Origin of the sequence: Stackebrandtia albiflava (assembly GCF_007994225.1) — a bacterium.
Classification (GTDB): Bacteria; Actinomycetota; Actinomycetes; order Mycobacteriales; family Micromonosporaceae; genus Stackebrandtia; species Stackebrandtia albiflava.
This window is the reverse complement of the sequence record NZ_VLLL01000005.1, coordinates 410,026-432,502: the sequence shown is the minus strand read 5'-3', so window position 1 is coordinate 432,502 and position 22,477 is coordinate 410,026. Positions and strand designations below refer to the sequence as shown.

At 69.9% G+C, this 22,477-nt stretch carries 22 protein-coding genes; 8 read left to right on the top strand and 14 right to left on the bottom strand.

Going from position 1 to position 22,477, the window contains the following annotated elements; genetic code table 11:
* Positions 1–99 precede the first annotated feature (99 nt).
* Together LX16_RS02890 and LX16_RS02885 are read left to right on the top strand one after the other, a co-directional pair.
* Entirely contained in the window at positions 100–741 is a 642-nt protein-coding gene (locus LX16_RS02890) for a MerR family transcriptional regulator (RefSeq protein WP_158645459.1), read from the top strand.
* 39 nt (positions 742–780) lie between these two features.
* On the top strand, positions 781–1,581 hold the full coding sequence (locus LX16_RS02885; protein ID WP_147132684.1) for a spermidine synthase: 801 nt from the start codon (positions 781–783) through the stop codon (positions 1,579–1,581).
* Between the two features lie 8 nt (positions 1,582–1,589).
* Here the strand turns inward: LX16_RS02885 and mscL are convergent, their stop codons facing one another.
* The 3 genes from mscL to LX16_RS02870 form a co-directional block, all read right to left on the bottom strand.
* On the bottom strand, positions 1,590–1,985 hold the full coding sequence (mscL, locus tag LX16_RS02880) for a large conductance mechanosensitive channel protein MscL (protein WP_147132680.1): 396 nt from the start codon (positions 1,983–1,985) through the stop codon (positions 1,590–1,592).
* Between the two features lie 139 nt (positions 1,986–2,124).
* Positions 2,125–3,093 carry a sigma-70 family RNA polymerase sigma factor gene (locus LX16_RS02875; RefSeq protein WP_147132677.1) on the bottom strand — a complete coding sequence of 323 codons (969 nt, stop codon included), beginning with the start codon at positions 3,091–3,093 and terminating at the stop codon, positions 2,125–2,127.
* Positions 3,094–3,392: 299 nt separating this feature from the next.
* Positions 3,393–4,274 carry a MurR/RpiR family transcriptional regulator gene (locus tag LX16_RS02870; protein WP_211354249.1) on the bottom strand — a complete coding sequence of 294 codons (882 nt, stop codon included), beginning with the start codon at positions 4,272–4,274 and terminating at the stop codon, positions 3,393–3,395.
* 89 nt (positions 4,275–4,363) lie between these two features.
* On the opposite strand from LX16_RS02870, the gene orn reads away from it, so the two are divergent.
* Positions 4,364–4,963, top strand: a complete 600-nt coding sequence (gene orn / locus LX16_RS02865; protein WP_147132675.1) for an oligoribonuclease — start codon at positions 4,364–4,366, stop codon at positions 4,961–4,963.
* A gap of 21 nt (positions 4,964–4,984) precedes the next feature.
* Here the strand turns inward: orn and LX16_RS02860 are convergent, their stop codons facing one another.
* From LX16_RS02860 to rimP, 5 genes are all read right to left on the bottom strand, one after another.
* Positions 4,985–5,425 carry a hypothetical protein gene (locus tag LX16_RS02860; RefSeq protein WP_147132673.1) on the bottom strand — a complete coding sequence of 147 codons (441 nt, stop codon included), beginning with the start codon at positions 5,423–5,425 and terminating at the stop codon, positions 4,985–4,987.
* A gap of 142 nt (positions 5,426–5,567) precedes the next feature.
* Positions 5,568–8,498: a translation initiation factor IF-2 gene (gene infB / locus LX16_RS02855; protein WP_147132670.1), complete on the bottom strand. Its 2,931-nt coding sequence runs from the start codon at positions 8,496–8,498 to the stop codon at positions 5,568–5,570.
* Between the two features lie 107 nt (positions 8,499–8,605).
* The gene (locus LX16_RS02850) at positions 8,606–8,950 is read right to left on the bottom strand and encodes a YlxR family protein (RefSeq protein ID WP_147132667.1); all 345 of its coding nucleotides are present in this window, start codon (positions 8,948–8,950) and stop codon (positions 8,606–8,608) included.
* A 14-nt stretch (positions 8,951–8,964) separates the two neighbouring features.
* A complete protein-coding gene (nusA, locus tag LX16_RS02845) occupies positions 8,965–9,987 on the bottom strand; it encodes a transcription termination factor NusA (RefSeq protein ID WP_147132664.1) in 1,023 nt (340 codons plus the stop codon).
* Positions 9,988–9,990: 3 nt separating this feature from the next.
* Entirely contained in the window at positions 9,991–10,482 is a 492-nt protein-coding gene (gene rimP / locus LX16_RS02840; RefSeq protein ID WP_147132661.1) for a ribosome maturation factor RimP, read from the bottom strand.
* Between the two features lie 118 nt (positions 10,483–10,600).
* Between rimP and LX16_RS02835 the strand changes: the two genes are divergently transcribed.
* From LX16_RS02835 to LX16_RS02815, 5 genes are all read left to right on the top strand, one after another.
* Complete coding sequence (locus tag LX16_RS02835) at positions 10,601–11,056, top strand: hypothetical protein (protein WP_147132658.1); 456 nt, start codon at positions 10,601–10,603, stop codon at positions 11,054–11,056.
* Positions 11,057–11,476, top strand: a complete 420-nt coding sequence (locus tag LX16_RS02830) for a ferritin-like domain-containing protein (RefSeq protein WP_147132655.1) — start codon at positions 11,057–11,059, stop codon at positions 11,474–11,476.
* A 164-nt stretch (positions 11,477–11,640) separates the two neighbouring features.
* Complete coding sequence (locus LX16_RS02825) at positions 11,641–12,234, top strand: PadR family transcriptional regulator (RefSeq protein WP_147132653.1); 594 nt, start codon at positions 11,641–11,643, stop codon at positions 12,232–12,234.
* Entirely contained in the window at positions 12,231–12,947 is a 717-nt protein-coding gene (locus LX16_RS02820) for an ABC transporter ATP-binding protein (protein ID WP_147132648.1), read from the top strand. The genes LX16_RS02825 and LX16_RS02820 overlap by 4 nt, the downstream gene beginning before the upstream one ends.
* Positions 12,944–15,739, top strand: coding sequence for an ABC transporter permease (locus tag LX16_RS02815; protein ID WP_147132646.1), 2,796 nt, complete (start codon positions 12,944–12,946; stop codon positions 15,737–15,739). Before LX16_RS02820 ends, LX16_RS02815 begins: the two co-directional genes overlap by 4 nt.
* A gap of 167 nt (positions 15,740–15,906) precedes the next feature.
* Here the strand turns inward: LX16_RS02815 and map are convergent, their stop codons facing one another.
* From map to dxr, 6 genes are all read right to left on the bottom strand, one after another.
* A complete protein-coding gene (gene map / locus LX16_RS02810) occupies positions 15,907–16,803 on the bottom strand; it encodes a type I methionyl aminopeptidase (protein WP_147132643.1) in 897 nt (298 codons plus the stop codon).
* Between the two features lie 76 nt (positions 16,804–16,879).
* Positions 16,880–17,449 carry a pyridoxamine 5'-phosphate oxidase family protein gene (locus tag LX16_RS02805; RefSeq protein WP_147132640.1) on the bottom strand — a complete coding sequence of 190 codons (570 nt, stop codon included), beginning with the start codon at positions 17,447–17,449 and terminating at the stop codon, positions 16,880–16,882.
* A 413-nt stretch (positions 17,450–17,862) separates the two neighbouring features.
* Complete coding sequence (locus LX16_RS02800; protein WP_147132637.1) at positions 17,863–18,375, bottom strand: hypothetical protein; 513 nt, start codon at positions 18,373–18,375, stop codon at positions 17,863–17,865.
* Positions 18,376–18,749: 374 nt separating this feature from the next.
* Entirely contained in the window at positions 18,750–19,919 is a 1,170-nt protein-coding gene (gene ispG, locus LX16_RS02795) for a flavodoxin-dependent (E)-4-hydroxy-3-methylbut-2-enyl-diphosphate synthase (protein WP_147132634.1), read from the bottom strand.
* Between the two features lie 10 nt (positions 19,920–19,929).
* Complete coding sequence (locus tag LX16_RS02790) at positions 19,930–21,201, bottom strand: M50 family metallopeptidase (protein ID WP_147132631.1); 1,272 nt, start codon at positions 21,199–21,201, stop codon at positions 19,930–19,932.
* Between the two features lie 39 nt (positions 21,202–21,240).
* Complete coding sequence (gene dxr, locus LX16_RS02785; protein WP_147136911.1) at positions 21,241–22,425, bottom strand: 1-deoxy-D-xylulose-5-phosphate reductoisomerase; 1,185 nt, start codon at positions 22,423–22,425, stop codon at positions 21,241–21,243.
* Between the last annotated feature and the right edge of the window lie 52 nt (positions 22,426–22,477).

Sequence of the window (22,477 nt, the reverse complement as noted above, 5' to 3'; positions counted from 1 at the left end):
CACGCCCGCCACTCACGCAACACCCGGAGGCATATCAGATAGAACGGCTATCCGTTGCCGCTATAGTGGCAGGTGAACGTCGTGATCGAAGGAGGACCATTGCGCATCGCAGAGCTCAGCCGCACGTCCGGGGTACCGGTTCCCAGCATCAAGTACTACCTGCGGTCGGGCCTGCTCCCCCCCGGTGAACGCACCGCCGTCAACCAGGCCGACTACACCGAGGCCCACGTCCGCCGCCTGCGGCTCATCCGCGCCCTCCTCGACGTCGGCGGCCTGTCGATCGCCGCCGTCGGAGACGTCCTCACCGCCATCGACAAGGACGACGTGGACCTCAACCAGGCACTGGGCACCGCGATCGCCGCGGCCCTCCCCGACCGCCAGTCGGCCGACTCCCCCGACGTCGAGGCGGCCCACGAGAGGGTCTCCCGGCTGACGGAGGAACGCGGCTGGCTCGTCTCGGCCGACTCCCACAAGATGGTCGCCCTGACGCAGGCCGTCGCCGCGCTGTACCGGCTGGGAGCCGACGACGTCGACCGGCTACTGGCGTTCTACGTCGAGACCGTCGAACCGCTGGCACGGCGCGAGGCCGAGTGGGCGATCGCGCGCGGCGACAAGGACCAGGCCGTCGAAGGCGCGATCGTGGGCACCTTCATCGGTGCCGCCGTCATCAACGCGCTGCGCATCATCGTCCACGAGGACACCTCGCTGCGCCGGTTCGGCCGTACGAAGCGGGACGACTGAGACGCGGCCCTCCCCGGCCGGTGCGGCAGACTTGCGGGTGTGGAGATCGGAATCGCGGGCACCCCCGGCATGCCGGGATGCGTCACCCTGTCGGTGGGAGGCACCAGCCAGACGACGATAGACCTCGACGACCCGAGCCGCCTCGTCGACGAGTACACGCAGCACCTGTCGTTCCTCATAGACGCCGCCGCACCACCACGCGCACCGCTGCGGGTCCTTCACCTGGGCGCCGGAGGTCTCGCCGTGGCGCGGTACGTCGCGGCGACCCGGCCCCGCTCGTATCAACAGGCCGTCGAGTCCTCGGCCGAGATCGTGCGGCTGGTTCGTCAGGAGGCGCCGCTGGACAAGGGCGTCAAGGTGAAGATCCGGCTCGGCGACGCCCGGCGGGAGTTGACCGCCGCGCCCGACGACTGCTACGACCTCGTCATCGCCGACGTGTTCGACGGGCCGTCGGTGCCCGCGCACGTCACGACGGTGGAGTTCCTGACCCAGGCGGCCCGGGTCCTACGCCCCCACGGTCACTTCGCCGCGAACATCTGCGACGGCCGCGACCTGCGCTTCTGCAAGGGCATGGCCGCGGCCGTGGCGGAGGTGTTCGACGACTCCTGCGTCATGATCGAACCGGGGGTGCGGCACGGGCGCCGCTTCGGGAACATCCTGCTGTTCGGTGGGAACGGGCCGCTTCCGGTCGCGGACCTGGCTCGCCGCGCCGCCGGCGCGCACTTCCCGTACCGGGTGCTCCACGGGGCCGAACTGCGGGACTTCCTGGCCGGAACCCGCCCCACCACCGACGCGACCGCGACTCCCTCGCCGCGCCCGCCGGGGGGACTGTTCGGCTGAGGCCGGCGCTATTCGGCCGGGCCGGTGCGATGGGTGCGCAGTTCGGTGAGGATCTGGCGGAGCAGGGCGATCTCCTCGGCCTCGGCGGGGGTGGGTTCCTCCTCCTTCTTCTTCAACCGCTCCATGATCTTGTTCATCGGCAGGACGATCACGAAGTACACGGCCGCGGCGGTCAGGAAGAACGTGATGACGCCGTTGACGAACACCGAGTACGGGAAGACGACACCGTTGACGGTAAACTCCCCGCCCACCTGCGCCCCACCGGTGACCAGTTTGATCAGCGGCTCGATGAAGGCGGTCGTCAGTGAGGTGACCAGCGCGGTCAGCGCGGCACCCATCACCACGGCGACCGCCAGCTCGACCACGTTGCCGCGCATCAGGAAGTCCTTGAAACCTCTCAGCATGGCGAACAGGTTCTCATATCGGGTGTTCCGGTCGATCCGGGCTTATCCGCCGCCTCGGGACGGCGCGTGTGGTAATGGGGCCGTCACATACGACGCCGCCCCGGTCCTTTCGGACCGGGGCGGCGGCTCGGAGCGGTCGTCACACGACCGCGCCGACACGGCTCTCGTTGTTGAATCCCCCGTCGCTGGCCAGCTCCTTCAGCCGGGCGAGCGCCTGGATCTCCAGTTGGCGGATCCGCTCACGGGACAGGGCGAACCGGTGGGCGACCTCCGTGAGGGAGTGCTCCCGGCCGTCCTCCAGCCCGTAGCGGGCCTTCACGATCCCGGCGGACCGTTCGTCCAGGTGGCCCAGCATCATGTCGATGCGCTCGCGTTCCAGGCCGGCGATCACGACGTCCTCGGGCGTCGGCTCGTCGGAGTCCGCGACCAGGTCCCCCAGGTTGGTGTCGCCGTCGTCGCCGATCGGCGTGTCCAGTGAGACGGTGTCCTGGGACCAGCGGATCAGTTCGTTGACACGTTCCACGGTCACGCCGAGGGCGTTGGCGATCTGCTCGGGCTCGGGATCGGCTCCCAGCTCCCTGGTCAACTGGCGCGCGGTGTTGCGCATCCGGTTCACGTCCTCCACCAGGTGCACCGGCAGTCGCACGGTGCGCTCCTGCTGCGCGATGGCCCGCGAGATCGCCTGGCGGATCCACCACGTCGCGTAGGTCGAGAACTTGAAGCCACGCTGGTAGTCGAACTTCTCCACGGCCCGGACCAGGCCGGTGTTCCCCTCCTGGATCAGGTCCAGCATCGGCATGCCGCTTCGCACGTAACGCCTGGCGATCGACACCACGAGCCGGAGGTTGGCCTTGATGAACTGTTCCTTGGCCCGCTGGCCGTCGAGGACCAGTCGTTCGAGTTCCACGCCGGAGGCCCCCTGCGGGATCCGCCCCTCCGCGATCAGACGCTGCGCGTAAAGGCCCGCCTCCACGGCCTTCGCGAGATCCACCTCGGCCGCCGCGTCGAGGAGCGGGGTCTTCGAGATCTCGTGCAGGTACACACCGACCAGGTCGCGCTCCTCGGCCACCTCATCGGTCCGAATGGCAGTCGTCGTTTCTACGCTCAAGGTCTCCTCCAGCCTTCTCGTCCCCCACCGCACCGGGCGGTACGACTGTCACAACAGCCGATCCGGTGCGTTGATTCCGCGACCGACGTCACAACGTCACCAATATCAGCCGGTTGCCAACGACCGCACCGCCGAAAGTTCGGAAATGAGATGGTTTGCCCCGGTGAACATGGCCGCGCTGAGACCACGATCACGCATGCCGGTCAGTCGCGACATTGCGGACCTCCCACACACGAATACACGCCCCATAGCGGCTGAAGGTTGAGAGGTGATCTCGATAGGGCCTCGATCACGGTGGGTCAGGTACGCCTGCGACCTGCGACCGCGGCCGCGGTTGTGGCGAGCGCCTCAGTGGCCTTCTGTCCGTCTCGCGCCGCGACGCCGACGAACAGACAGTCGATGACGGTCAATTGGGCGATGCGGCTAGCGGTGGCCCCGGACCGGAACGTGGTCTCCCGGGCCGCGGTCACCAGGACGTGGTCGGCGACCGCGGCGATCGGTGACCGTGGATGGTTGGTGAGCGCGACGGTGTGGGCGCCGCGCCGTTGGGCACAACTGAGGAAGTCCACGGTGTCGGAGGTCTTACCGGTGTGGGAGATGCCCACGGCGACGTCGTCGGTGCCGAGCAGTGCCGCGCCGGTGAGCCCGGCGTGCACGTCGGCCCAACTGAACACGGTGTGCCCGATGCGGTGGAGCTTCTGCGCGAGGTCGGCGGCGACGAACCCGGACGCGCCCGCGCCGTAGACGTCCACCCGCCCGGCCCGGGACAGCAGCTCGACCACCTGCGCGCACACGTCGGCGTCCAGGGAGTGCACGGTGTCCTGGACGGCGTGGGAGTCGGCGTAGGCGACCGTCTCGATGATGCGGCGCATGTCGGCGCCGACGGGGATGTCGCCGCCGGCGACCCGGCGGTCGGTGCCGGTCTCCTCCCGGGCGGCGGTCTGGGCGGCACGTAGTCGCAGCTGCCGGTGACCGTCCAACCCGAGCGACCGGCAGAACCGGATCACGGTGGCCTCGGAGGTGTCGGCGGCCTCGGCGAGTGCGGTGATGGTGAGTTCGGCCACGGCGCCGGGATCACGCAGGACGACCTGGGCGACCCGGGCCTCGGCCGCCGTCAACGAGGGCAGGACGCCGTTGACGACCGTCAGCAGGTTGGCCGGTTGCGGAGATGGAGTGGACACGCATAGACGTTACGCGCCACCGGGTGAATCCGCACGGCACGGTGACCCGGTGGCGGCCCGGCGGGCCGTGGGGTTCTAGGGTGAACGACGTGACTGATCGTTTGGTGTGGATCGACTGCGAGATGACCGGGCTGGACCTGGACCGGGACGCCTTGATCGAGATCGCCGTGTTGGTCACGGACGCCGACCTGCGGCCGGTCGACTCGGGGTTGGACCTGGTGATCCACGCCGAGGACGAGGTGCTGGACGGGATGCTCCCCGTGGTACGGGACATGCACGCGAAGTCGGGCCTGACCGAGGAGGTCAGGCGGGCGACGCTCACGGTGGCCGAGGCGGAGGCGGCGGTGCTGGAGCACGTCCGCAAGCACGTTCCGGAGCCCCGGAGCGCGCCGCTGTGTGGCAACTCCATCGCCACCGACCGGGGTTTCATCGCCCGTGACATGCCGATGTTGAACGCGCACCTGCATTACCGGATGATCGACGTGTCGTCGGTCAAGGAGTTGACCAGGCGCTGGTACCCACGTGTCTACTTCGGACAGCCCGCCAAGGGTATGGCGCACCGGGCGCTCGCCGACATCCGGGAGAGCATCCGGGAGCTGGAGTACTACCGCCGCACCGTCTTCGTCCCGCTGCCGGGGCCCGACGTCACCGAGGCCGGCGCGATAGCCGCCGAACTGACCGGCGAGTGACCGACGCCCGCCCGGCGACGCTCAGGCCTTCGCCCAGTGCGCGGCCAGATCCTCGGCGGCGGTGAGGACCTCGTCCAGCTGTCCGCTCAGTTCGTCGGACTCCACCACGAGCGTGTTGATGACGAGGAACTGACTACGCAGCTGCTCCGCCAGTGGGATCTCCGCCAGGAAGTGCTCCTCCCCGAACACGACCCGGATCAGCCCCTCCAGCATCAGCGGCCGCAGCGGCGGGGTGGCCTCGGTGTTGGCCTTGCGGAGCCTCCCCACGAACTTCAGGATCGCGGCGTGTGAACTGTCCTCCGCGAAGTGGTGCTGCACCAGGGCCGCGAACACCGCCGTCACGTAGAGGTGGTACGCCTCGCGGTCGGCGGGCTCGATCCGGTCCTCCAACCGGATCGCCTCCTCGGCGTCCCCCAGCGCGACCGCCTTGACGGTGGCACGAAACAGCGGATTGCGGTCCATCGGGATCCTTCCGGACGGGGCGGCGTGGGCTGTGCCCGTGAGGCTAGCCCAACACCGGCCGCCGCCGGCCACCGGTGCGGACGAACGACACCGGGCCGGACGGTGGTCCGTCCGGCCCGGTGTCGTTCAGATCGACCGTGGATCAGGTGCGGGGCTTCTCCCGCATCTCCCAGGTCTCGATCATGTCGCCGACTTCGACGTTGTTGTAGTTCTTCAAGGTGATACCGCACTCGAAGCCCTCGCGGACCTCGGTGGCGTCGTCCTTGAAGCGTCGCAGCGACGCGATCTCCAGGTTGTCGGCCACGACCGCACCGTCGCGCACCAGGCGTGCCTTGGCGTTGCGCTTGATGAGGCCGGTACGCACGATCGAACCGGCGATGTTGCCGAACTTGGAGGAGCGGTAGACCTCGCGGATCTCCGCGGTGCCCAGCTCGACCTCCTCGTACTCCGGCTTCAGCATGCCCTTGAGGGCCGCCTCGATCTCCTCGATCGCCTGGTAGATCACCGTGTAGTAGCGGATGTCGACGTTCTCGCGCGCCGCCATCTCCTTGACCCGGCCCTCGGCCCGGACGTTGAAGGCGATGATCGTCGCTGTCGAGTCCGAGGACGCACTCGCCAGGTTGACGTCGTTCTCGGTGATGGCGCCGACGCCCCGGTGGATGATGCGCAGTTGCACCTCTTCGGGGATGTCCAGCTTGACCAGGGCCTCTTCCAGGGCCTCCACCGAACCGGAGCCGTCACCCTTGATGATGAGCGACAGCGTCGCCCGCTCACCCTCGGCGATCCGCTCCATGAGCGTCTCCAGCGTCGCACGACCGACCCTGGCGGCCTGGACCGCCGCGCGGCGGCGTGCCTGCCGCTGCTCCGCGATCTGCCGCACAGTGCGGTCGTCGTCGGCGGCCAGGAACGTGTCACCGGCTCCCGGTACCGCCGTCAGACCCTGCACCTGCACCGGACGCGACGGCGGCGCCTCCTTGACGCGCTGGCCGAACTCGTCCAGCATCGCCCGGACACGACCGTGGGCGCCACCGGCGACGATCGAGTCGCCGACCCGCAGGGTGCCCTTCTGGACGAGGACACTCGCGACGGGGCCGCGGCCCTTGTCGAGGTGCGCCTCGATCGCGATGCCCTGTGCGTGGCCCTCCACCGGCGCCGTCAGCTCCAGCGACGCGTCGGCCGTCAGCAGGATCGCCTCCAGCAGCTGGTCGATGTTCGTGCCGGGCTTGGCGGCCACGTCGACGAACATCGTCTCGCCGCCGTACTCCTCGGCGACCAGGCCGTACTCGGTCAATTGCTGACGCACCTTGGCCGGGTTGGCACCGGGCTTGTCGATCTTGTTGACCGCGACCACGACCGGCGCGTCGGCCGCCTTGGCGTGGTTGAGGGCCTCGATGGTCTGAGGCATCACGCCGTCGTCGGCGGCGACGACGAGGACCACGATGTCGGTCACGTTCGCACCACGGGCACGCATGGCGGTGAACGCCTCGTGACCGGGGGTGTCGATGAACGTGATCGCGCGGTCGGCGCCCTCGTGTTCGACGTGGACCTGGTAGGCACCGATGTGCTGGGTGATGCCGCCGGCCTCGGTGTCGACCTTGTTGGTACGCCGGATGGCGTCCAGCAGTTTGGTCTTACCGTGGTCGACGTGACCCATGACGGTCACCACCGGCGGACGCGGCATCGCCTCGCCCTGCTCGGCCTCGTCCTCCAGGTCGATGCCGAACTTGGCGAGCAGCTCGCGGTCCTCCTCCTCGGGGCTGACGATCTGCACGTCGAAGCCGAGGTGTTCACCCAGCAGCAGCAGGGTGTCGTCGGAGCAGGACTGGGTCGCGGTGACCATCTCGCCGAGGTTGAACATCTCCTGGACCAGCGAGCCCGGGTTGGCGTTGATCTTGTCGGCGAAGTCCGACAGCGACGCGCCACGGGGCAGCTTGACGGTCTGTCCCTGGCCGCGCGGCGCGCCCGAACCCATGGTCGGGGCCGACAGGTTGTCGAACTCCGCTCTGCGCTGCCGCTTGGACTTGCGTCCCCGCGCCGGGCGTCCACCGGGACGGCCGAACGCACCTGCGGCGTTACCGCCGCGGCTGCGCGCACCGCCACCGGGGCGACCGCCGCCGCCACGGAATCCTCCGGGCGCACCAGTTCCACCACCGGCACCGGCGGGAGCACCGGCGCCACCGCCGCCGCCACGGTAACCGCCGCCACCGCGGTAGTTGCCGCCACCGCCGCCGCCACCGGGTCCGCCACGGCCGCCACCGCGACCACCGCCGCCACCACCGGGACCACGGCCACCGCCGGGTCCACCACGGCCGCCACCCGGTCCCGGGCGCGACGACGGCATCATCGACGGGCTGGGACGGGGAGGCATGTTCGACGGGCTGGGACGGGGGCCACCGGGACGGTCGCCGCCACGGTCCGAGGACGGGCCGGGACGCGGGCCGGGCTTGGGAGCCGGAGCTCCACCGGGCCGGGTCTTGGCGGCGCCGCCGGTCACACCGAACGGGTTGTTCCCGCCCGGTCGGGGACCGGGCTTCGGCCCCGGACGGGGCGCGCTGCGACGCTCGGCGGTGTCACCGCCGGAGTCGCCGTCGGCACGCCTGCGGCGCGCCTCCTCGGCGGCCTTGACCGCCGCCTCCTGCTGCTTCTTCAACGCCTCCGCCCTGGCCTGGGTGGCGGCGATCTCGATGTCGTGGGCGCTGGCCGGTTTGGTCGCCGGAGCCGGCGGTCCCGGGATCGGGCGACGCTTCGCCGGTCCGCCCTTCTTGGCGGTGTCCGGCTTCTTCGCGGGTCCCGGTTTCCCGGGCATCTTCGGCCGGGGACCGGGCTTGGCGGTCACTCCGGGCTTCGCCGCGGCCGGTGCCGCGGGTGCCGCCGTCTCGGCGGGCTTCTCCGTCTTCGTCGCACCGGAGGATCCGGCTGCGAACTCGTCTCGCAACCGTCGCGCCACCGGCGCTTCCACCGTGCTCGACGCCGACTTGACGAACTCACCCATGTCGGTGAGTTTGGCGAGCACGATCTTGCTCGTTACACCGAACTCCTTGGCGAGTTCGTGTACGCGGGCCTTGCCTGCCACTGCACTCCTCATCTTGAGGTCGGTGCGGGCATCGGCCCGCCGACCTCATGTATGCACTTGATGCCTGGTCATTGAACTGACGACTTCATCGTGTGCTCATGTCCGGTCTACCTACCTTGCTTTCGCGGGCGCTCACCGTTGTGAGCGCCATCGATTTCCCGAGCGGCCGGGTCCCGCCTGCTCGTCACATAACGTTCCAGCGCGGTGGAGTCCACCGCCACCGACAGCCGCAGAGCCCGCCCGAAGGCGCGCCTTCTCAGGGCCTGTGTGAGACAGGCCGCATCGGGGTGGAGATGCGCGCCTCGGCCAGGCAGTCTGCGCGGCGGGTCAGGGACCAACCGATACCCCGTAGCGTCGGCGTCGAACTCGGCGACGACACGCAGCAACTCGGTGGCCGACGCACGAGAACGGCAACCCACACACGTGCGGATGACATCTGCGCGACGGACCACTGGAAATACTACCCCTAGGCGCCGACGCCGCCCGCTCCCACCTCGGATTCGGGTGGGGAATCGGCCGCGGCGTCGGACTTGATGTCGATACGCCAGCCCGTCAACCGGGCCGCCAGCCTGGCGTTCTGCCCCTCCCTGCCGATCGCGAGCGAGAGCTGGAAATCCGGCACCGTGACTCGCGCCACCCGGTCGTCGGGGTCGATGATCTGGGTCCGGATGACCTTGGCGGGCGACAACGCGTTGCCCACGAACCGGGCCGGGTCGTCGGAGTAGTCGATGATGTCGATCTTCTCGCCGTCGAGTTCGCTCATCACGGCGCGCACCCGGGAACCCATCGGGCCGATGCACGCGCCCTTGGCGTTGAGGTCGGGCACCGTCGCACGCACGGCGATCTTGGTGCGGTGTCCCGCCTCGCGGGCGACGGCGGCGATCTCCACCGAGCCGTCCGCGATCTCGGGGACCTCCATGGCGAACAGCTTGCGCACCAGGTTGGGGTGGGTACGGGACAGGGTGATCTGGGGACCGCGGGCGCCACGGGACACCTGCACCACCGACGCGCGCAGCCGCCGGCCGTGGGGGTAGTCCTCGCCGGGGACCTGCTCGATCTGCGGGAGGACCGCCTCGATCTTGCCGAGGTCGACCACCACGATGCCCTTCTCGGCCCGCGCCTGGTCGGCCTGGACGACGCCGGTGACGATGTCGCCCTCCATTCCGGCGTACTCGCCGAAGTTGACGTCGTCGGTGGCCTCCCGGAGCCGCTGCATGATGACCTGTTTCGCGGTCATGGCGGCGATCCGGCCGAAGTCGGCCGGGGTGTCGTCCCACTCCCGGGTCAGGTTGCCCTCCGCGTCGAACTCCCGGGCGTACACGGTGGCCGCACCGGTGTCCCGGTTGATGTCGACCCGCGCGGCCGGATTCGCGCCCGGCGTGTGCCGGTAGGCGGTCAGCAGGGCGCTCTCTATCGCGTTGATGATCGTGTGGAACGGGATGTCGCGCTCTCGTTCCAGTGACCGCAGTGCCACCAGATCGATGTGCATCGCTCACCCCTCCTTTTCGTCGTCGCCCGCCGGGCGGGAGAATTCCAGTTGAATGCGCCCCGCGCCGAGCTCACCGTACGCTACCGTGCGCGCGCCGTCCGTCGTGCGCAGCGTCACCGTCGTCTCGTCGGTGGCCTCGATGCGTCCGGTGACGGTCTCGTCCCCCACCGGCACCTCCACCAGCCTGCCGATGTTACGCCGCCAGTGGCGGGGCAGCTTCAACGGACGATCGACCCCGGGTGAGGACACCTCCAGGGTGTAGGAGCCGGCCGCGAACGGGCCGCCGGTCTCCTCGGCCTCGTCGAGCGCCTTGGACAGCGACCGCGAGACCGCGGCGATGGCGTCGAGGTCGGTGGGACCGTCCCGGCCGACGAGTACCCGCACCAGGGTCCGGCGGCCGGCCTGGGAGACCTTCAGCTCCTCCAGGTCGTAGCCCTCATCGGCCAGCGTGGACTCCACCACCGCCCTCACCCGATCACGGATCGAGTCGCTCACCGTTGACACCCCCAAGTTCGCCGTTCGCTCGTCACGGCCGAGGGTATCCGACCGTGCCGGTGGGCGGCGCGCTGCGGGCGTGCCGCCGACGGCGAACCGCGCCTGGCAGACTTGATCGGTGCCTCACTCGCAATTGTCCGGTCATACCCGACGTGCCGTCCTGTGGGGGGCGGGCATCGCCACCTTGAGCGGTTGCGGCCTGGTCCGCACCGACTCCACACCGATCATCGACAACACCGGCGCGCTCCTTCCCGTCCTGCGGACCGCCGCCGACCAGATGGCCGGCCTGCAGGCGGCCATCGACGCCGGGGCCGGGCACGAGGCCACTCTGGAGATGCTGCGCGACGACCACGCCGCCCACGCGGAGGCTCTCGCGAAGCTGGTGGGCACCGACCCTCCCGCCGGTGACGCCGTCGTCGGCGATCCGGTGGTGGGCACGCTCATCGAACAGGAGCAGGCGGGTTACGACCAGGCGTTGGAGGCGTGTGTCGCGGCGCTACCCGAGTACGTGGTGCTGCTCGGGGAGATCGCCGCCTGCCGTGCCAGCCACGTCGACGTGTTGGGAGAGCTCTAGATGGCCGACGACCTGACTCCCGGACTGATCTGCGAGTACGAGGCGATCTTCGGGTACGGCGACGCCGGTCCCCACCTGACCGGGGCCGAACGGGATCTGGCGGTGCGGGCCGAACAGGCCCACCGTGACCGGCGCGACGCCGTCATGACGTGGCTCGCGGAGCGGGGACAGGAGGTCCCGGCGGCGCAGCCGGCCTACACGCTCCCGGTGGAACCGGTGGACGCGGCGTCGGCGCGCGACCTCATCGGGCGGCTGGAGGAACGTTGTGCCGCCGCGTGGCGTTCGGTCCTGCCCGACTCCACCGAGGAGGCGCGGCGGATCGCCGTGGAGGCATTGGCGGCGACGGCGATCTCGGCGGCGCGGTGGCGGCGCATGACGGGCGTCACTCCATCCACTGTGGCGTTTCCGGGCCGGACGTAGCCGCGCGACACACCGCCGGTCGGCCCTCCGCCACCACCCGACAGCCCGTACCCCATCAACCCTTCGGCCAGTGTTACGGCCGCACTATTGCGGAATGCCTACCTGGTAGGCATGATGTCTGCGACATCCCCCAATACCCGGTATGCACTGGAGGACCTCCCGAGATGAGCGTCAAACACGGCCTGCTCGCGTTGCTGGAACGCGGCCCCGCCTACGGATACCAGCTGCGGAGCGCGTTCGAGGAGTCCACCGGTTCCACCTGGCCGCTGAACATCGGGCAGGTCTACACCACCCTGACGCGGCTGGAACGCGACCACCTGGTGCGCGCGCTGCCGGAGAACCAACAGGGACAACGCCCCTACGCGATCACCGACGCCGGACGCGCCGCCCTCTCGGTGTGGTTCTCCACCCCCGTCTCGGGCAACGACCGGCCGCGCGACGAGCTGGCGATCAAACTCGCGCTGGCGCTGACGACGCCGGGAGTGGACATCTCCGCGGTGGTGCAGGCCCAACGGATCGCGACGATACGCGCGCTCCAGGAGTACACCCGGCTGAAGAACCAGAGCCCGGCCGCCGACACCGCGTGGCTGCTCATCCTCGACTCGATGATCTTCCGCGCCGAGGCCGAGGTCCGCTGGCTCGACCACTGCGAGGCGAGCCTGATCCGCCGCGCCGGGACGCCCCCGCCGGCACCCTCGGCCGACACCGCGCCCTCCGAGTCCACCCCGCTTCCCGCCACGGAGAACACCACCACATGACCGTCATCTCACTGACCGGCGTCCACCGCACCCACGGCGCCGGTGACGCCACCGTGCACGCGTTGCGCGGCGTCGACTTCTCCGTACCGCCCGGCGAGCTGGTCGCGGTGATGGGGCCGTCCGGATCCGGCAAGTCCACGCTCCTGAACCTCGCCGGCGGCCTGGACTCCCCCACCCGGGGAACCGTCGAGGTCGAGGGCGTCGTCCTGGGCGGGCTGTCCCGGCGCGCCCTCGCGCGGCTGCGGCGGCGGTCGATCGGTTACGTGTTCCAGGACTTCAACCTGATCCCCAGCCTCACCGCCGCCGAGAACGTGGCGCTGCCACTCGAACTGGACGGGATGTCGGTGCGCAAAGCACGCGGGACCGCCGTGGAGTCGCTGTCCGAAGTGGGCATCGAGGACCTCGCCGACCGGTTCCCCGACGACATGTCGGGCGGCCAACAGCAACGCGTCGCCATCGCCCGGGCGGTGGTCGGGCGGCGCCGGTTGATCCTCGCCGACGAACCCACCGGCGCACTCGACTCCCAGACCGGCGAGGCGGTGCTGAAACTGCTGCGCTCCCGGTGCGACAACGGCGCGGCGGGCGTCCTGGTCACCCACGACGCCCGCCACGCCGGTTGGGCCGACCGGGTCATCTTCCTACGCGACGGATCGATCGTCGACGCCTCGGCCCCGCTGCCCGACGCCGACAGCCTCCTGGAGGCGGGCCGGTGAGCCTGTCATCCCTCCGGCTGGCGCTGCGGCTCGCCCGCCGCGACGCGCAGCGCACCAAGGGCCGCTCGGCGCTCGTGCTGGCACTGTTGGGGCTGCCCGTGCTGACGGTCGGCTTCGGTGCCGCCGTCATCGACAGTCTCCAGTCCTCCGACACGGAGACCGCCGAACGGATCCTCGGCTCCGCCGACGCGATCGTCCAATGGGACTACCGGGTCCCGATCATCCAGGATCCGCTGAACATCGAGTGGTCCCAACCGGTCGACGACGCGGCCGTGTCGGAGGACGCCTACCGCGCCGAGACCGCCACGACCGCCGAACTGACGGCGGTACTGCCCGAGGGCGCCCGGCTGGTCGAGGTGACCTCCGGACGGACCACGGTCACCACACCGGACGGCATCGACCGGTTGAGGCTCGACGGAGTCGTCATGTCCGACCCGGCCATGACCGGCCGGTACTCCGTCCTCGACGGGGACGTCCCCACCGGGAACGAGATCGCGCTCTCGGTCGCGGCGGCGGAGTTCCTCGAAGTGGAGGTGGGCGACACCCTCGAACTGCCGGATCTCGGCCGGGAGCCGGTCGTCGCGGCGATCGTGGAGGAACCGGGCGACCTCCACGCGGAGTTCGCGGTCGTGCCACCGGACACCTTCGAGGGCGAACACGTCGCCTGGTACGTGGACACGCCCGAAGGCATCGGCTGGGACCGGGTCCGGGAACTGAACGGACTCGGTGTGTCGGTCCTGTCGGCGCAGGTCGTGGCCGACCCGCCGCCGTCGCCGTTCACACAGCGGTACGGGACCCCCGACGCCCTTCCGGCCGAGGAGCTGATGCTGGTCACCTTCGCGGTGGGCATGGTCGTCCTGGAGATCGTGCTCCTGGCGGGACCGGCGTTCGCCATCGGCGCCAAGCGCCGCACCCGGGAGTTCGCGCTCCTGAGCGCCAACGGCGCCACGCCCGCCCAGATCCGGCGGGTCGTCCTGGCCGGTGGCGTCGTCATGGGAGGCGTGGCCACCTTCGCCGGAATCGCGTTGGGCGTGGCGGCGGCACGGTTGAGCCTGCCGATCGTCGAGCAGTTGGTGGGTCGCCGCTCCACCGGCTTCGGCGTCTTCCCCGAGCTGATCCTCCCGCTGGCCGCCGTCGGCGTCGTCACCGGTCTGCTGGCCGCCGTCGTGCCCGCGTTCACCACGGCCCGCCAGGACGTGGTGGCGGCGTTCTCCGGACGGCGTGGGGCGACACGGTCGCGCAGGCGTTGGCTGCTGCTGGGCCTGCTGTTGGTGGCCGCGGGTCTGGCCGCCGGTGTGGCGGGCACCCTAGCCGCGCAGTCGGCGTTGCTGCTGGGCGGGGTCGCGTTCCTGGAACTGGGACTCGTGCTGTGCACCCCCGCCCTGGTCGGCCTGATCAGCCGCCTGGGACGGTTCCTGCCGGTGTCACCCCGCATCGCGCTGCGGGACGCCGGTCGCAACCGCGCCTCGGCGGCCCCGGCGATCTCGGCGGTGATGGCGGTGGTCGCCATGGGACTGGCCGCCACGATGTTCTACGTCGGGGATCGCGCCCGCTACGCGGCCGACGACGGAGGTGGACCACCCCCCGGAACACCACTGGTGACCGTGTACCGGATCGGCGAGCTCGGCGTTCCCCCCACGGAGGAGGCGGTGGCGGCCACCGACCGGGCGATAGAGGACGTCACCGGCTTCATGACCGGGCACCTACCGGTCACCGCCGTACACCAGGCACACGGCCTGGAATGCCAAGCCGCCGGCGCGGATGCGATGTGCGTGCCCGCCGCGGTCCAACCCGCCGAGACAGCGTGCCCGTTCGACGGCCGGTACGACCTCGACGAGACCGAACAGGCCGAGGCGGCCGGGAATCCGCACTGCACGTCCCGGCAGGAGACCTCCGGCAACACCATGTACGGGTCGTACCGCATCTCACCCGAGGCGGTGGCGGCGTTCACCGGCCTCACCGGTGACGCACTCGCCGAGGCGCAGCGGGTGATACGCGAGGGCGGCGCGATCGTGCAGGACCCCGACCTCGTCGTGGACGGCACCGTGACGCTGGAGGTGCGGGACGTCGGGCCCGACGGCACCGACCACGAGGTCCGCGAGAGCGTCACCGTTCCCGGATTCGGCCTGTCGGAAGGCAAGACCGACACGCACCGCACCGAGCACGTCCTGTTCAGCGACGCGGCGGCGGCCGCGCTGGGACTCCGGGACAGGGGCGAGACGACCCTGGCCGGGACGTTGGAGCGCACGACGACCCGCGCCGAGGAGAACCGGTTCGATCAGGCGATCGCCGCCGCCGGTTACACCGACTGGATGAACGGCACCGGTGACGATCTCGTCCAGGTGTACCCGGAGTTCGTCGGCGGCGACGACGAACCGGTGTCGGTGGCCACATTGCCGCTGCTGGTCGCGATCGTCACCGGCATCCTGGCGCTGGCGGCCACGGCGGTGGCCACCGCGCTGGCGGCCGCCGAGTCCCGCCGCGACCTCACCACACTGGCCGCGATCGGGGCGTCGCCGGCGACCCGCCGGAAGCTGAGCCTGTTCCAGGCGGGGGTGATCTCCATGATCGGCGTGACACTCGGTGTCGTCGCCGGTGTGGGTGCCAGCATCGCCGCGATGGCGGCGCTGAACACCCGCTACGCCCTGGCCTACCCCCTGGTGAACCTGTATCCGATGGACATCCCGTGGCTCAACGTCGCCGTGGCGATGGTCGCGGTGCCGGTGGTCGCCATGGTGGGGGCGGGGTTGTTGACCCGTTCGCGGTTGCCGAGCGAGCGGCGGACGGGCTGACGGAGGGGCCGGGCGGTGCCGCGCACCGTCCCCGGCCGAGTCGTCCGGGTGGGTCAGGCCCGGGACGCGGGAGAGCCGGGTGACCGTGACGGTCACCCGGCTTTCCGGTGTCGGGTTCGGGAAACGTCCCGGCACCGGAGGACGCACCCCGTAGGTGGTGGCCGGTGCTAGCGGAACTTCTCCGGTGTCCCGGCCGACGGCCCCTCGGTGGGCATGGTGAGGATCTCGTAGCCGTCGTCGGTCACCAGCACGGTGTGTTCGAACTGCGCCGACCACCTGCGGTCCTTGGTGACGGCGGTCCAACCGTCGTCCCACATGTCGTGGTCGTACGTGCCGAGGTTGATCATGGGTTCCACGGTGAAGGTCATCCCGGGCTCCATCTCGACCTTGTGCACCGGATTGTCGTAGTGCAGCACGTGCAGCCCGGAGTGGAACGACTCGCCGATGCCGTGGCCGGTGAAGTCACGGACGACGCCGTATCCGAACCGTTTGGCGTACGCCTCGATGACTCGGCCGATGACGTTGATCTGCCGGCCGGGCGCGATCGCCTTTATGCCGCGCATGGTGGCGGCGTAGGTGCGTTCCACCAGCAGCCGGGCCTCCTCGTCGACGTCACCCACCAGGAAGGTGGCGTTGTTGTCGCCGTGGACGCCGTCGAGGTAGGCGGTGATGTCGACGTTGAGGATGTCGCCGTCCTCCAACACGGTGCTGTCGGGTATCCCGTGGCAGATGACCTCGTTGAGCGAGGTGCAGCAGGACTTCCAGAAGCCCTTGTATCCGAGTGTGGAGGGGTAGGCGCCGTGGTCGCACAGGTACTCGTGCACCACCCGGTCGATCTCGTCGGTGGTGACGCCCGGTGCGGCGTGCCGGCCGGCCTCCACCAACGCGTCGGCGGCCAGTCGGCCGGCGCGGCGCATGCGCGCGATGGTGTCGGGGTCCTTGACGTGTGAACCGGTGAACGGTTTCGGCTGGGGACGTCCGACGTACTCCGGCCGCACGATGTGGGCCGGCACCTCCCGTCGAGGGGTCTGAACTCCGGGACGTAGCGGGGCACGAACAGTCATGGTGGCCAGCTTATCGGTGGGTGGGACGCGGCCGATGCCGTGGCGGAACCGCTGCCGCCCGGGTGGCCCGGCGGGTTCAGGGGCGGGGCAGGTGGCCCGCGAGTCCGGGGAGGCCGTCGACGCTGTACTCGTTGGTCCTGGTGCGGCGTTCGGCGATCTCGGCCCTGGTCCGGCGGGCGTTCAGGTCGATCAGCATTGTCCGGTCGCCCTGGTACTCCATGAGCGGGACGGCGTAGCCGCAGGAGTCGGAGACCCGGGTGACCGTGATGTCGACGATGGCGCGGAGGCCGTGGGTGACGGGGTCGTCGAACCGGGCCAGCAACGGGGCGAACTCGGGTTGGTCGGGGAACACCGGCCGCCCGAGGCCGTGCAACCGGAGGATCTTGGGCTGCCGGGTGAAGGAGCAGAACATGACGCAGACCCGGCCGTTCTGTCGCATGTGGGCGGTTCCCTCGATACCGCTGCCGCCCCAGTCCAGATAGGCCACCCGATCGGGCGCGAGGATCCGGAACGTACCGGACATCCCCTTGGGAGACACGTTGACATGGCCGTCGGACTCCGCCGGGGCGGTACCGACGAAGAACACCGGTTGTGCCTCGATGAACTCGGCCAGCCGTTCGGTGATCTCCGGGTAAACGGTTCCCATCGCGTAATTCTGGAATACGCATCGATCTACATCAAGATGTTATGCGTCACAAGCGTATTGAGAGGTGAATCCCCTTGCACTCCGGGTTCCCGCGCGGCATCCTGAAGGACACACCACAACTCCAGACCTCCCCATACCGAGCCGGCGTGGAGCGCGCTCCCGTGCACGACACACCCATCACGGTCGAGCGCCCGGCCTGCCCAACACAGGCCCGCGGCAGTCGCTTCGCGCCGGCTCGTAAACACACCGACCCCGTGCCTCAGTTCTACGGCACGGGGTCGTTGGTGTGGTCGGACGGTGTGCCCACGTGGGGCGGTCTCGTTCGCGGACGGGTGTGTCCGCCGTGTTACGGGGTCCGCGGTTCGGCGGTCGGCCGTCGCGGTGCGCGGGTACCGGGGGAAGAGGTGAGAGGCTCAACCGGCCGGTTCCAGCTCCTTGGAGACACCGGCGTCCGCCGTGGTGCCCCTGCCGACGCGCGTCATCCGCTCGTACACCATGCCACCGGTGTGCGCGAGCGCACCGATGACGGCGGGCACGACCGGCAACGCCCAGTCCGCCAGAAACCCGATCTGCGGCATGTTCAGCACGAACACGGCCGCGGCGGCGCAGACGAAACCCTGGACGGTGCCGCGCCAGGCGGCTCGTCCACTGTCGACCATCGCCGCGCGGCGTTCCGCGGCCAGGTCGTGGAACTCCTCCAGCGCGGTGATATCACGCCGCCCGAGGAAGGCGCCGCAGATACCCGTGGTGACGGACGCGCTGACCGTCGCCGCGATGAGGCTGTTGCCGGTGATGAGGTACACGAGTGCGAACGTCAGACCGCCCGCGCCGATCGCGATGGCCGTCTTGATCCAGTCCGACTTCTGACCGGGGTACCAGTAGTACTTGGTCACCCCTTCGCCCAGTTCCCGGACGATCCTGCCCATTTTCGGTGGCTCCCCTCGAATTGACCGTGACCATCTGCCGGCCGGGTCGTTAACCCCTCCGTACAGGAGTCATTATTGCGATGACGGCCTGCGATAGTGCGTGTTCAGGTCGATAGCGCCACAATTCTTACGAATCGGACGCCGCCGACCGGCGCTGCCGCCCCTGCCGGGGCCGGCGTCGCACGCCGGTGAACTCGAGGTGACCATCGCGGCCGGCGACCGGCGGTCGCGTGTTCATCACAGCACGCCCCGCCATCGAATGCTGTCGGCTGGCCGACGCTAGGGGCGAAAACCTGACGCCTTTGCGCCACAACGGTTTCCGGCCGAAGACGACGAAACGGCCGGGGTGTCCCCCGGCCGTTCTCGTTGTGGGGTCAGTGCACCTCGACGACGGGGCCGCTCAGCTCCCGCAGCTCCTCCGGCAGCTCGGCACCCATCTCCTCCGCGATCCGCAGTGCCTCGGTGATCAGGGTCTCCACGATCTGGGACTCGGGGACGGTCTTGATCACCTCGCCCTTGACGAAGATCTGGCCCTTCCCGTTACCGGAGGCGACACCGAGGTCGGCCTCCCGCGCCTCGCCGGGGCCGTTGACGACACAACCCATGACGGCCACCCGCAGCGGCACCGGCAGGCCGTCCAGGCCCGCCGTGACCTCCTCGGCCAGCTTGTACACGTCCACCTGGGCGCGGCCACACGAGGGACACGACACGATCTCCAGGCCGCGTTCCCGCAGTCCCAGGGACTCCAGGATGGCGGTGCCGACCTTGACCTCCTCCACCGGCGGCGCCGACAGGGACACCCGGATGGTGTCGCCGATGCCCTCCGACAGCAGGGCGCCGAAGGCGACCGCCGACTTCACGGTCCCCTGGAACGCCGGGCCGGCCTCGGTGACGCCCAGGTGCAGCGGGTAGTCGCACTGCTGCGACAGCAACCGGTACGCCCGGATCATCACGACGGGGTCGTGGTGCTTGACCGAGATCTTGATGTCCCGGAAGCCGTGCTCCTCGAACAGCGAGCACTCCCACAGCGCCGACTCCACCAGGGCCTCCGCCGTCGGCTTGCCGTACTTGGTGAGCAGCCGGGGGTCGAGCGAACCGGCGTTGACGCCGATGCGGATCGGAGTGCCCGCCTGCGAGGCCGCCTTGGCGATCTCGGCGATCTTGTCGTCGAACTTCTTGATGTTGCCCGGGTTGACGCGCACCGCCGCGCAACCGGCGTCGATGGCGGCGAACACGTACTTCGGCTGGAAGTGGATGTCCGCGATGACCGGGATCTTCGACTTCTTCGCGATGATCGGCAGGGCCTCGGCGTCGTCCTGACTGGGCACCGCGACCCGGACGATCTGGCAGCCCGCCGCGGTCAGCTCGGCGATCTGCTGCAGGGTCGCGTTGACGTCGGCGGTCACCGTCGTCGTCATCGACTGGACGCTGACGGGGGCGCCACCGCCCACCAGGACGCCGCCGACGTCGAGCGTGCGGGTCGGTTTACGGGTGGCCACCGCCGGCGGCGGCGCCTGCGGGATACCGAGGTTGACGGAGGTCATACATCCCCACTTACTTGAAGATCACGATTGGATTGACGATGTCCGCGGTGACGGTGAGCAACGTGAAGCCGACCATCACCACCAGGACCGTGTAGGTCAACGGAAGCAGCTTGGCGTAGTCGACCCGCCCCGGGTCGGGCTTGGAGCGCTTCCGGGCCAGCCAGGAGCGGGCGCGCTCGAACCAGGCGATCGCGATGTGACCGCCGTCCATCGGCAGCAGGGGCAGCAGGTTGAACACGCCCACGAAGTAGTTCAGTGTCGCCAGCAGCATGAAGAACATGACCCAGGCGTCGTTGGCGACCATCTCGCCGCCCAACCGGCTCGCGCCGACCACGCTCACCGGGGTCTCCTCGTCGCGTTCCCCGCCCCAGATGGCCTCCCACAGCGCCGGGACCTTCTCGGGGATGCGGAGGATCGCCTCGCCCATCATCACGGCCATCTCGCCGGTCATGTCGGCGGCGGCACCGACGCCCTCGATCGGCCCGTACGTGACGGTGGGTGAGATCGACGGGTCGACGTACTGCCCGATGCCGACCTGCGCGACCTCGATCGCCTCGCCGTCCTCACCGGTCAGGGTCACGTTCCGGGGGGTGACGGCCACGTCGGTGGTCGTGCCGTCCCGCTCGACGCGGAAGTCGGCGGCCTGGTCGGCGGGGAGGCCGCGGATCTCGTTCACCACGCAGCCCCAGGCGGTGGGCGGCTGGTCGGTGCCGTCGATGACGCACTCCCGGCCCGCCACCTCGACGCCGTTGACGGCCAGCAGGACGTCACCGGTGCGCAGTCCGGCCTCCACCGACGGGGAGGGCTCGTCCTCCTCGGTGCACTCCTGCGGGTCGAGGCATTCGAGCACCTGGATCCGGGTGCCCTGGGTCAGCTCCTCCGCGTAGGCGGGGTTGGTCGCCGACACGAACGACACCAGGATCCACAGGATCAGGAACCCCAGGATGAAGTGGACCACCGAACCCGCCGACAGCACGACGGTGCGCTGCCACAGCGGCTTGCGGTAGAAGACCCGGTGCTGCTGGTCCGGCGGGGTGGGCTCCTCGGCCTCCTCCTGCTCGGTCATCCCGGTGATCTTGACGAAACCGCCCAGCGGGATGCCCTTGATGCCGTATTCGGTCTCGCCCTTGCGGAACGACCACAGCGTGGGACCGAACCCGACGAAGAACCTGGTCACCCGCATCCCGAACAGCTTCGCGGTGCCCATGTGGCCCGCCTCGTGCAGACTCACCGAGATCAGAATTCCGAGGGCGAACAGGATCACCCCGACGACGTAAGCCAACCTTCGTACCCCTTAGCTCTCCACAAAGCCGTAGCCGGCTCATCGTCCCACCTCGGCGATGCGTTGGCGCGCCGCCTCTCGCGCCCACCGTTCGGCCGCGAGCACCTCATCGACGGTACCCGGTTCGGCGAAGCCCGGCATAGCCGCCAGAACCTCCGCCAGGGTGTCGACGATGCCCAGGAACGGCAACCGCCCTTCGGTGAACGCGGCGACGCACTCCTCGTTCGCGGCGTTGTACACCGCGGGCAGACAACGGCCGGCCTTCCCGGCCTCCCTGGCCAGGCCGACCGCGGGGAACGCCTCGTCGTCCATCGGCAGGAGTTCCCAGGTGTGGGCCTTCGACCAGTCGACCGGCGGCGCGACGTCGGGGACCCGGTCGGGCCAGGTCAGGGCCTGGGCGATCGCCAGGCGCATGTCCGGTGGGCTCACCTGCGCCAGGGTCGAGCCGTCCCGGAACTCCACCATCGAATGCAGGTAGGACTGCGGGTGCAGCATGACCACGATGTCGTCGTAGGGCGTGCCGAACAGTTCGTGGGCCTCGATGACCTCCAGGCTCTTGTTGACCATCGTGGCGCTGTTGATCGTCACCACCGGTCCCATGGACCAGGTGGGGTGGCGCAGGGCCTGTGCGACGGTGACCTCGGCCAGTTCGGCGCGGCCGCGCCCCCGGAACGGCCCGCCGGTCGCGGTGACGATCAGGCGGCGCACCTCCTCGGCGCGCCCACCGCGCAGACAGTGGGCGAGCGCCGCGTGTTCGCTGTCGACGGGCACGATCTGCCCGGGCGCGGCCACCGCCCGCACCAGCGGCCCACCGGCCACCAGCGACTCCTTGTTCGCCAGGGCGAGCGTGCGACCGGCGCGAAGCGCCGCGAGCGTCGGTTCCAGCCCGATGGAGCCCGTCATGCCGTTGAGCACCACGTCTGCCCGCCAGCCCGCGAGTTCGGTCATCGCCTGCGGCCCGGCCAGGATCTTGGGAATCCGGAACTCGCCCCGGGTGTAGCCGCGTCGTTCGGCTGCGGCGTAGAACGCCAACTGGATGTCCTGTGCCGCACCGGCGCGGGCCACGGCGACGACCTCCACCTCGAGCGCCAGCGCCTGCTCCGCCAACAGCGCGGGATTGGCGCCGCCCGCGCCGATGCCCACCACCTTCAGCCGGTCGGGGTTCCGGGTGATGACGTCGATTGCCTGGGTACCGATGGAACCGGTGGATCCGAGTATCACGATCTCGCGCTGGGTCACCGTCGTATTGTCCCCCGCCGGTGTCGTGTGGTCGATG

Coding starts and splice junctions, on each gene's coding strand:
- ispG (WP_147132634.1), bottom strand. CDS start 19,919: ATGACCTCCGTCAACCTCGGTATCCCGCAGGCGCCGCCGCCGGCGGTG.
- mscL (WP_147132680.1), bottom strand. CDS start 1,985: ATGCTGAGAGGTTTCAAGGACTTCCTGATGCGCGGCAACGTGGTCGAG.
- LX16_RS02820 (WP_147132648.1), top strand. CDS start 12,231: ATGACCGTCATCTCACTGACCGGCGTCCACCGCACCCACGGCGCCGGT.
- nusA (WP_147132664.1), bottom strand. CDS start 9,987: ATGCACATCGATCTGGTGGCACTGCGGTCACTGGAACGAGAGCGCGAC.
- LX16_RS02860 (WP_147132673.1), bottom strand. CDS start 5,425: ATGGACCGCAATCCGCTGTTTCGTGCCACCGTCAAGGCGGTCGCGCTG.
- map (WP_147132643.1), bottom strand. CDS start 16,803: ATGACTGTTCGTGCCCCGCTACGTCCCGGAGTTCAGACCCCTCGACGG.
- LX16_RS02830 (WP_147132655.1), top strand. CDS start 11,057: ATGGCCGACGACCTGACTCCCGGACTGATCTGCGAGTACGAGGCGATC.
- LX16_RS02805 (WP_147132640.1), bottom strand. CDS start 17,449: ATGGGAACCGTTTACCCGGAGATCACCGAACGGCTGGCCGAGTTCATC.
- LX16_RS02800 (WP_147132637.1), bottom strand. CDS start 18,375: ATGGGCAGGATCGTCCGGGAACTGGGCGAAGGGGTGACCAAGTACTAC.
- LX16_RS02825 (WP_147132653.1), top strand. CDS start 11,641: ATGAGCGTCAAACACGGCCTGCTCGCGTTGCTGGAACGCGGCCCCGCC.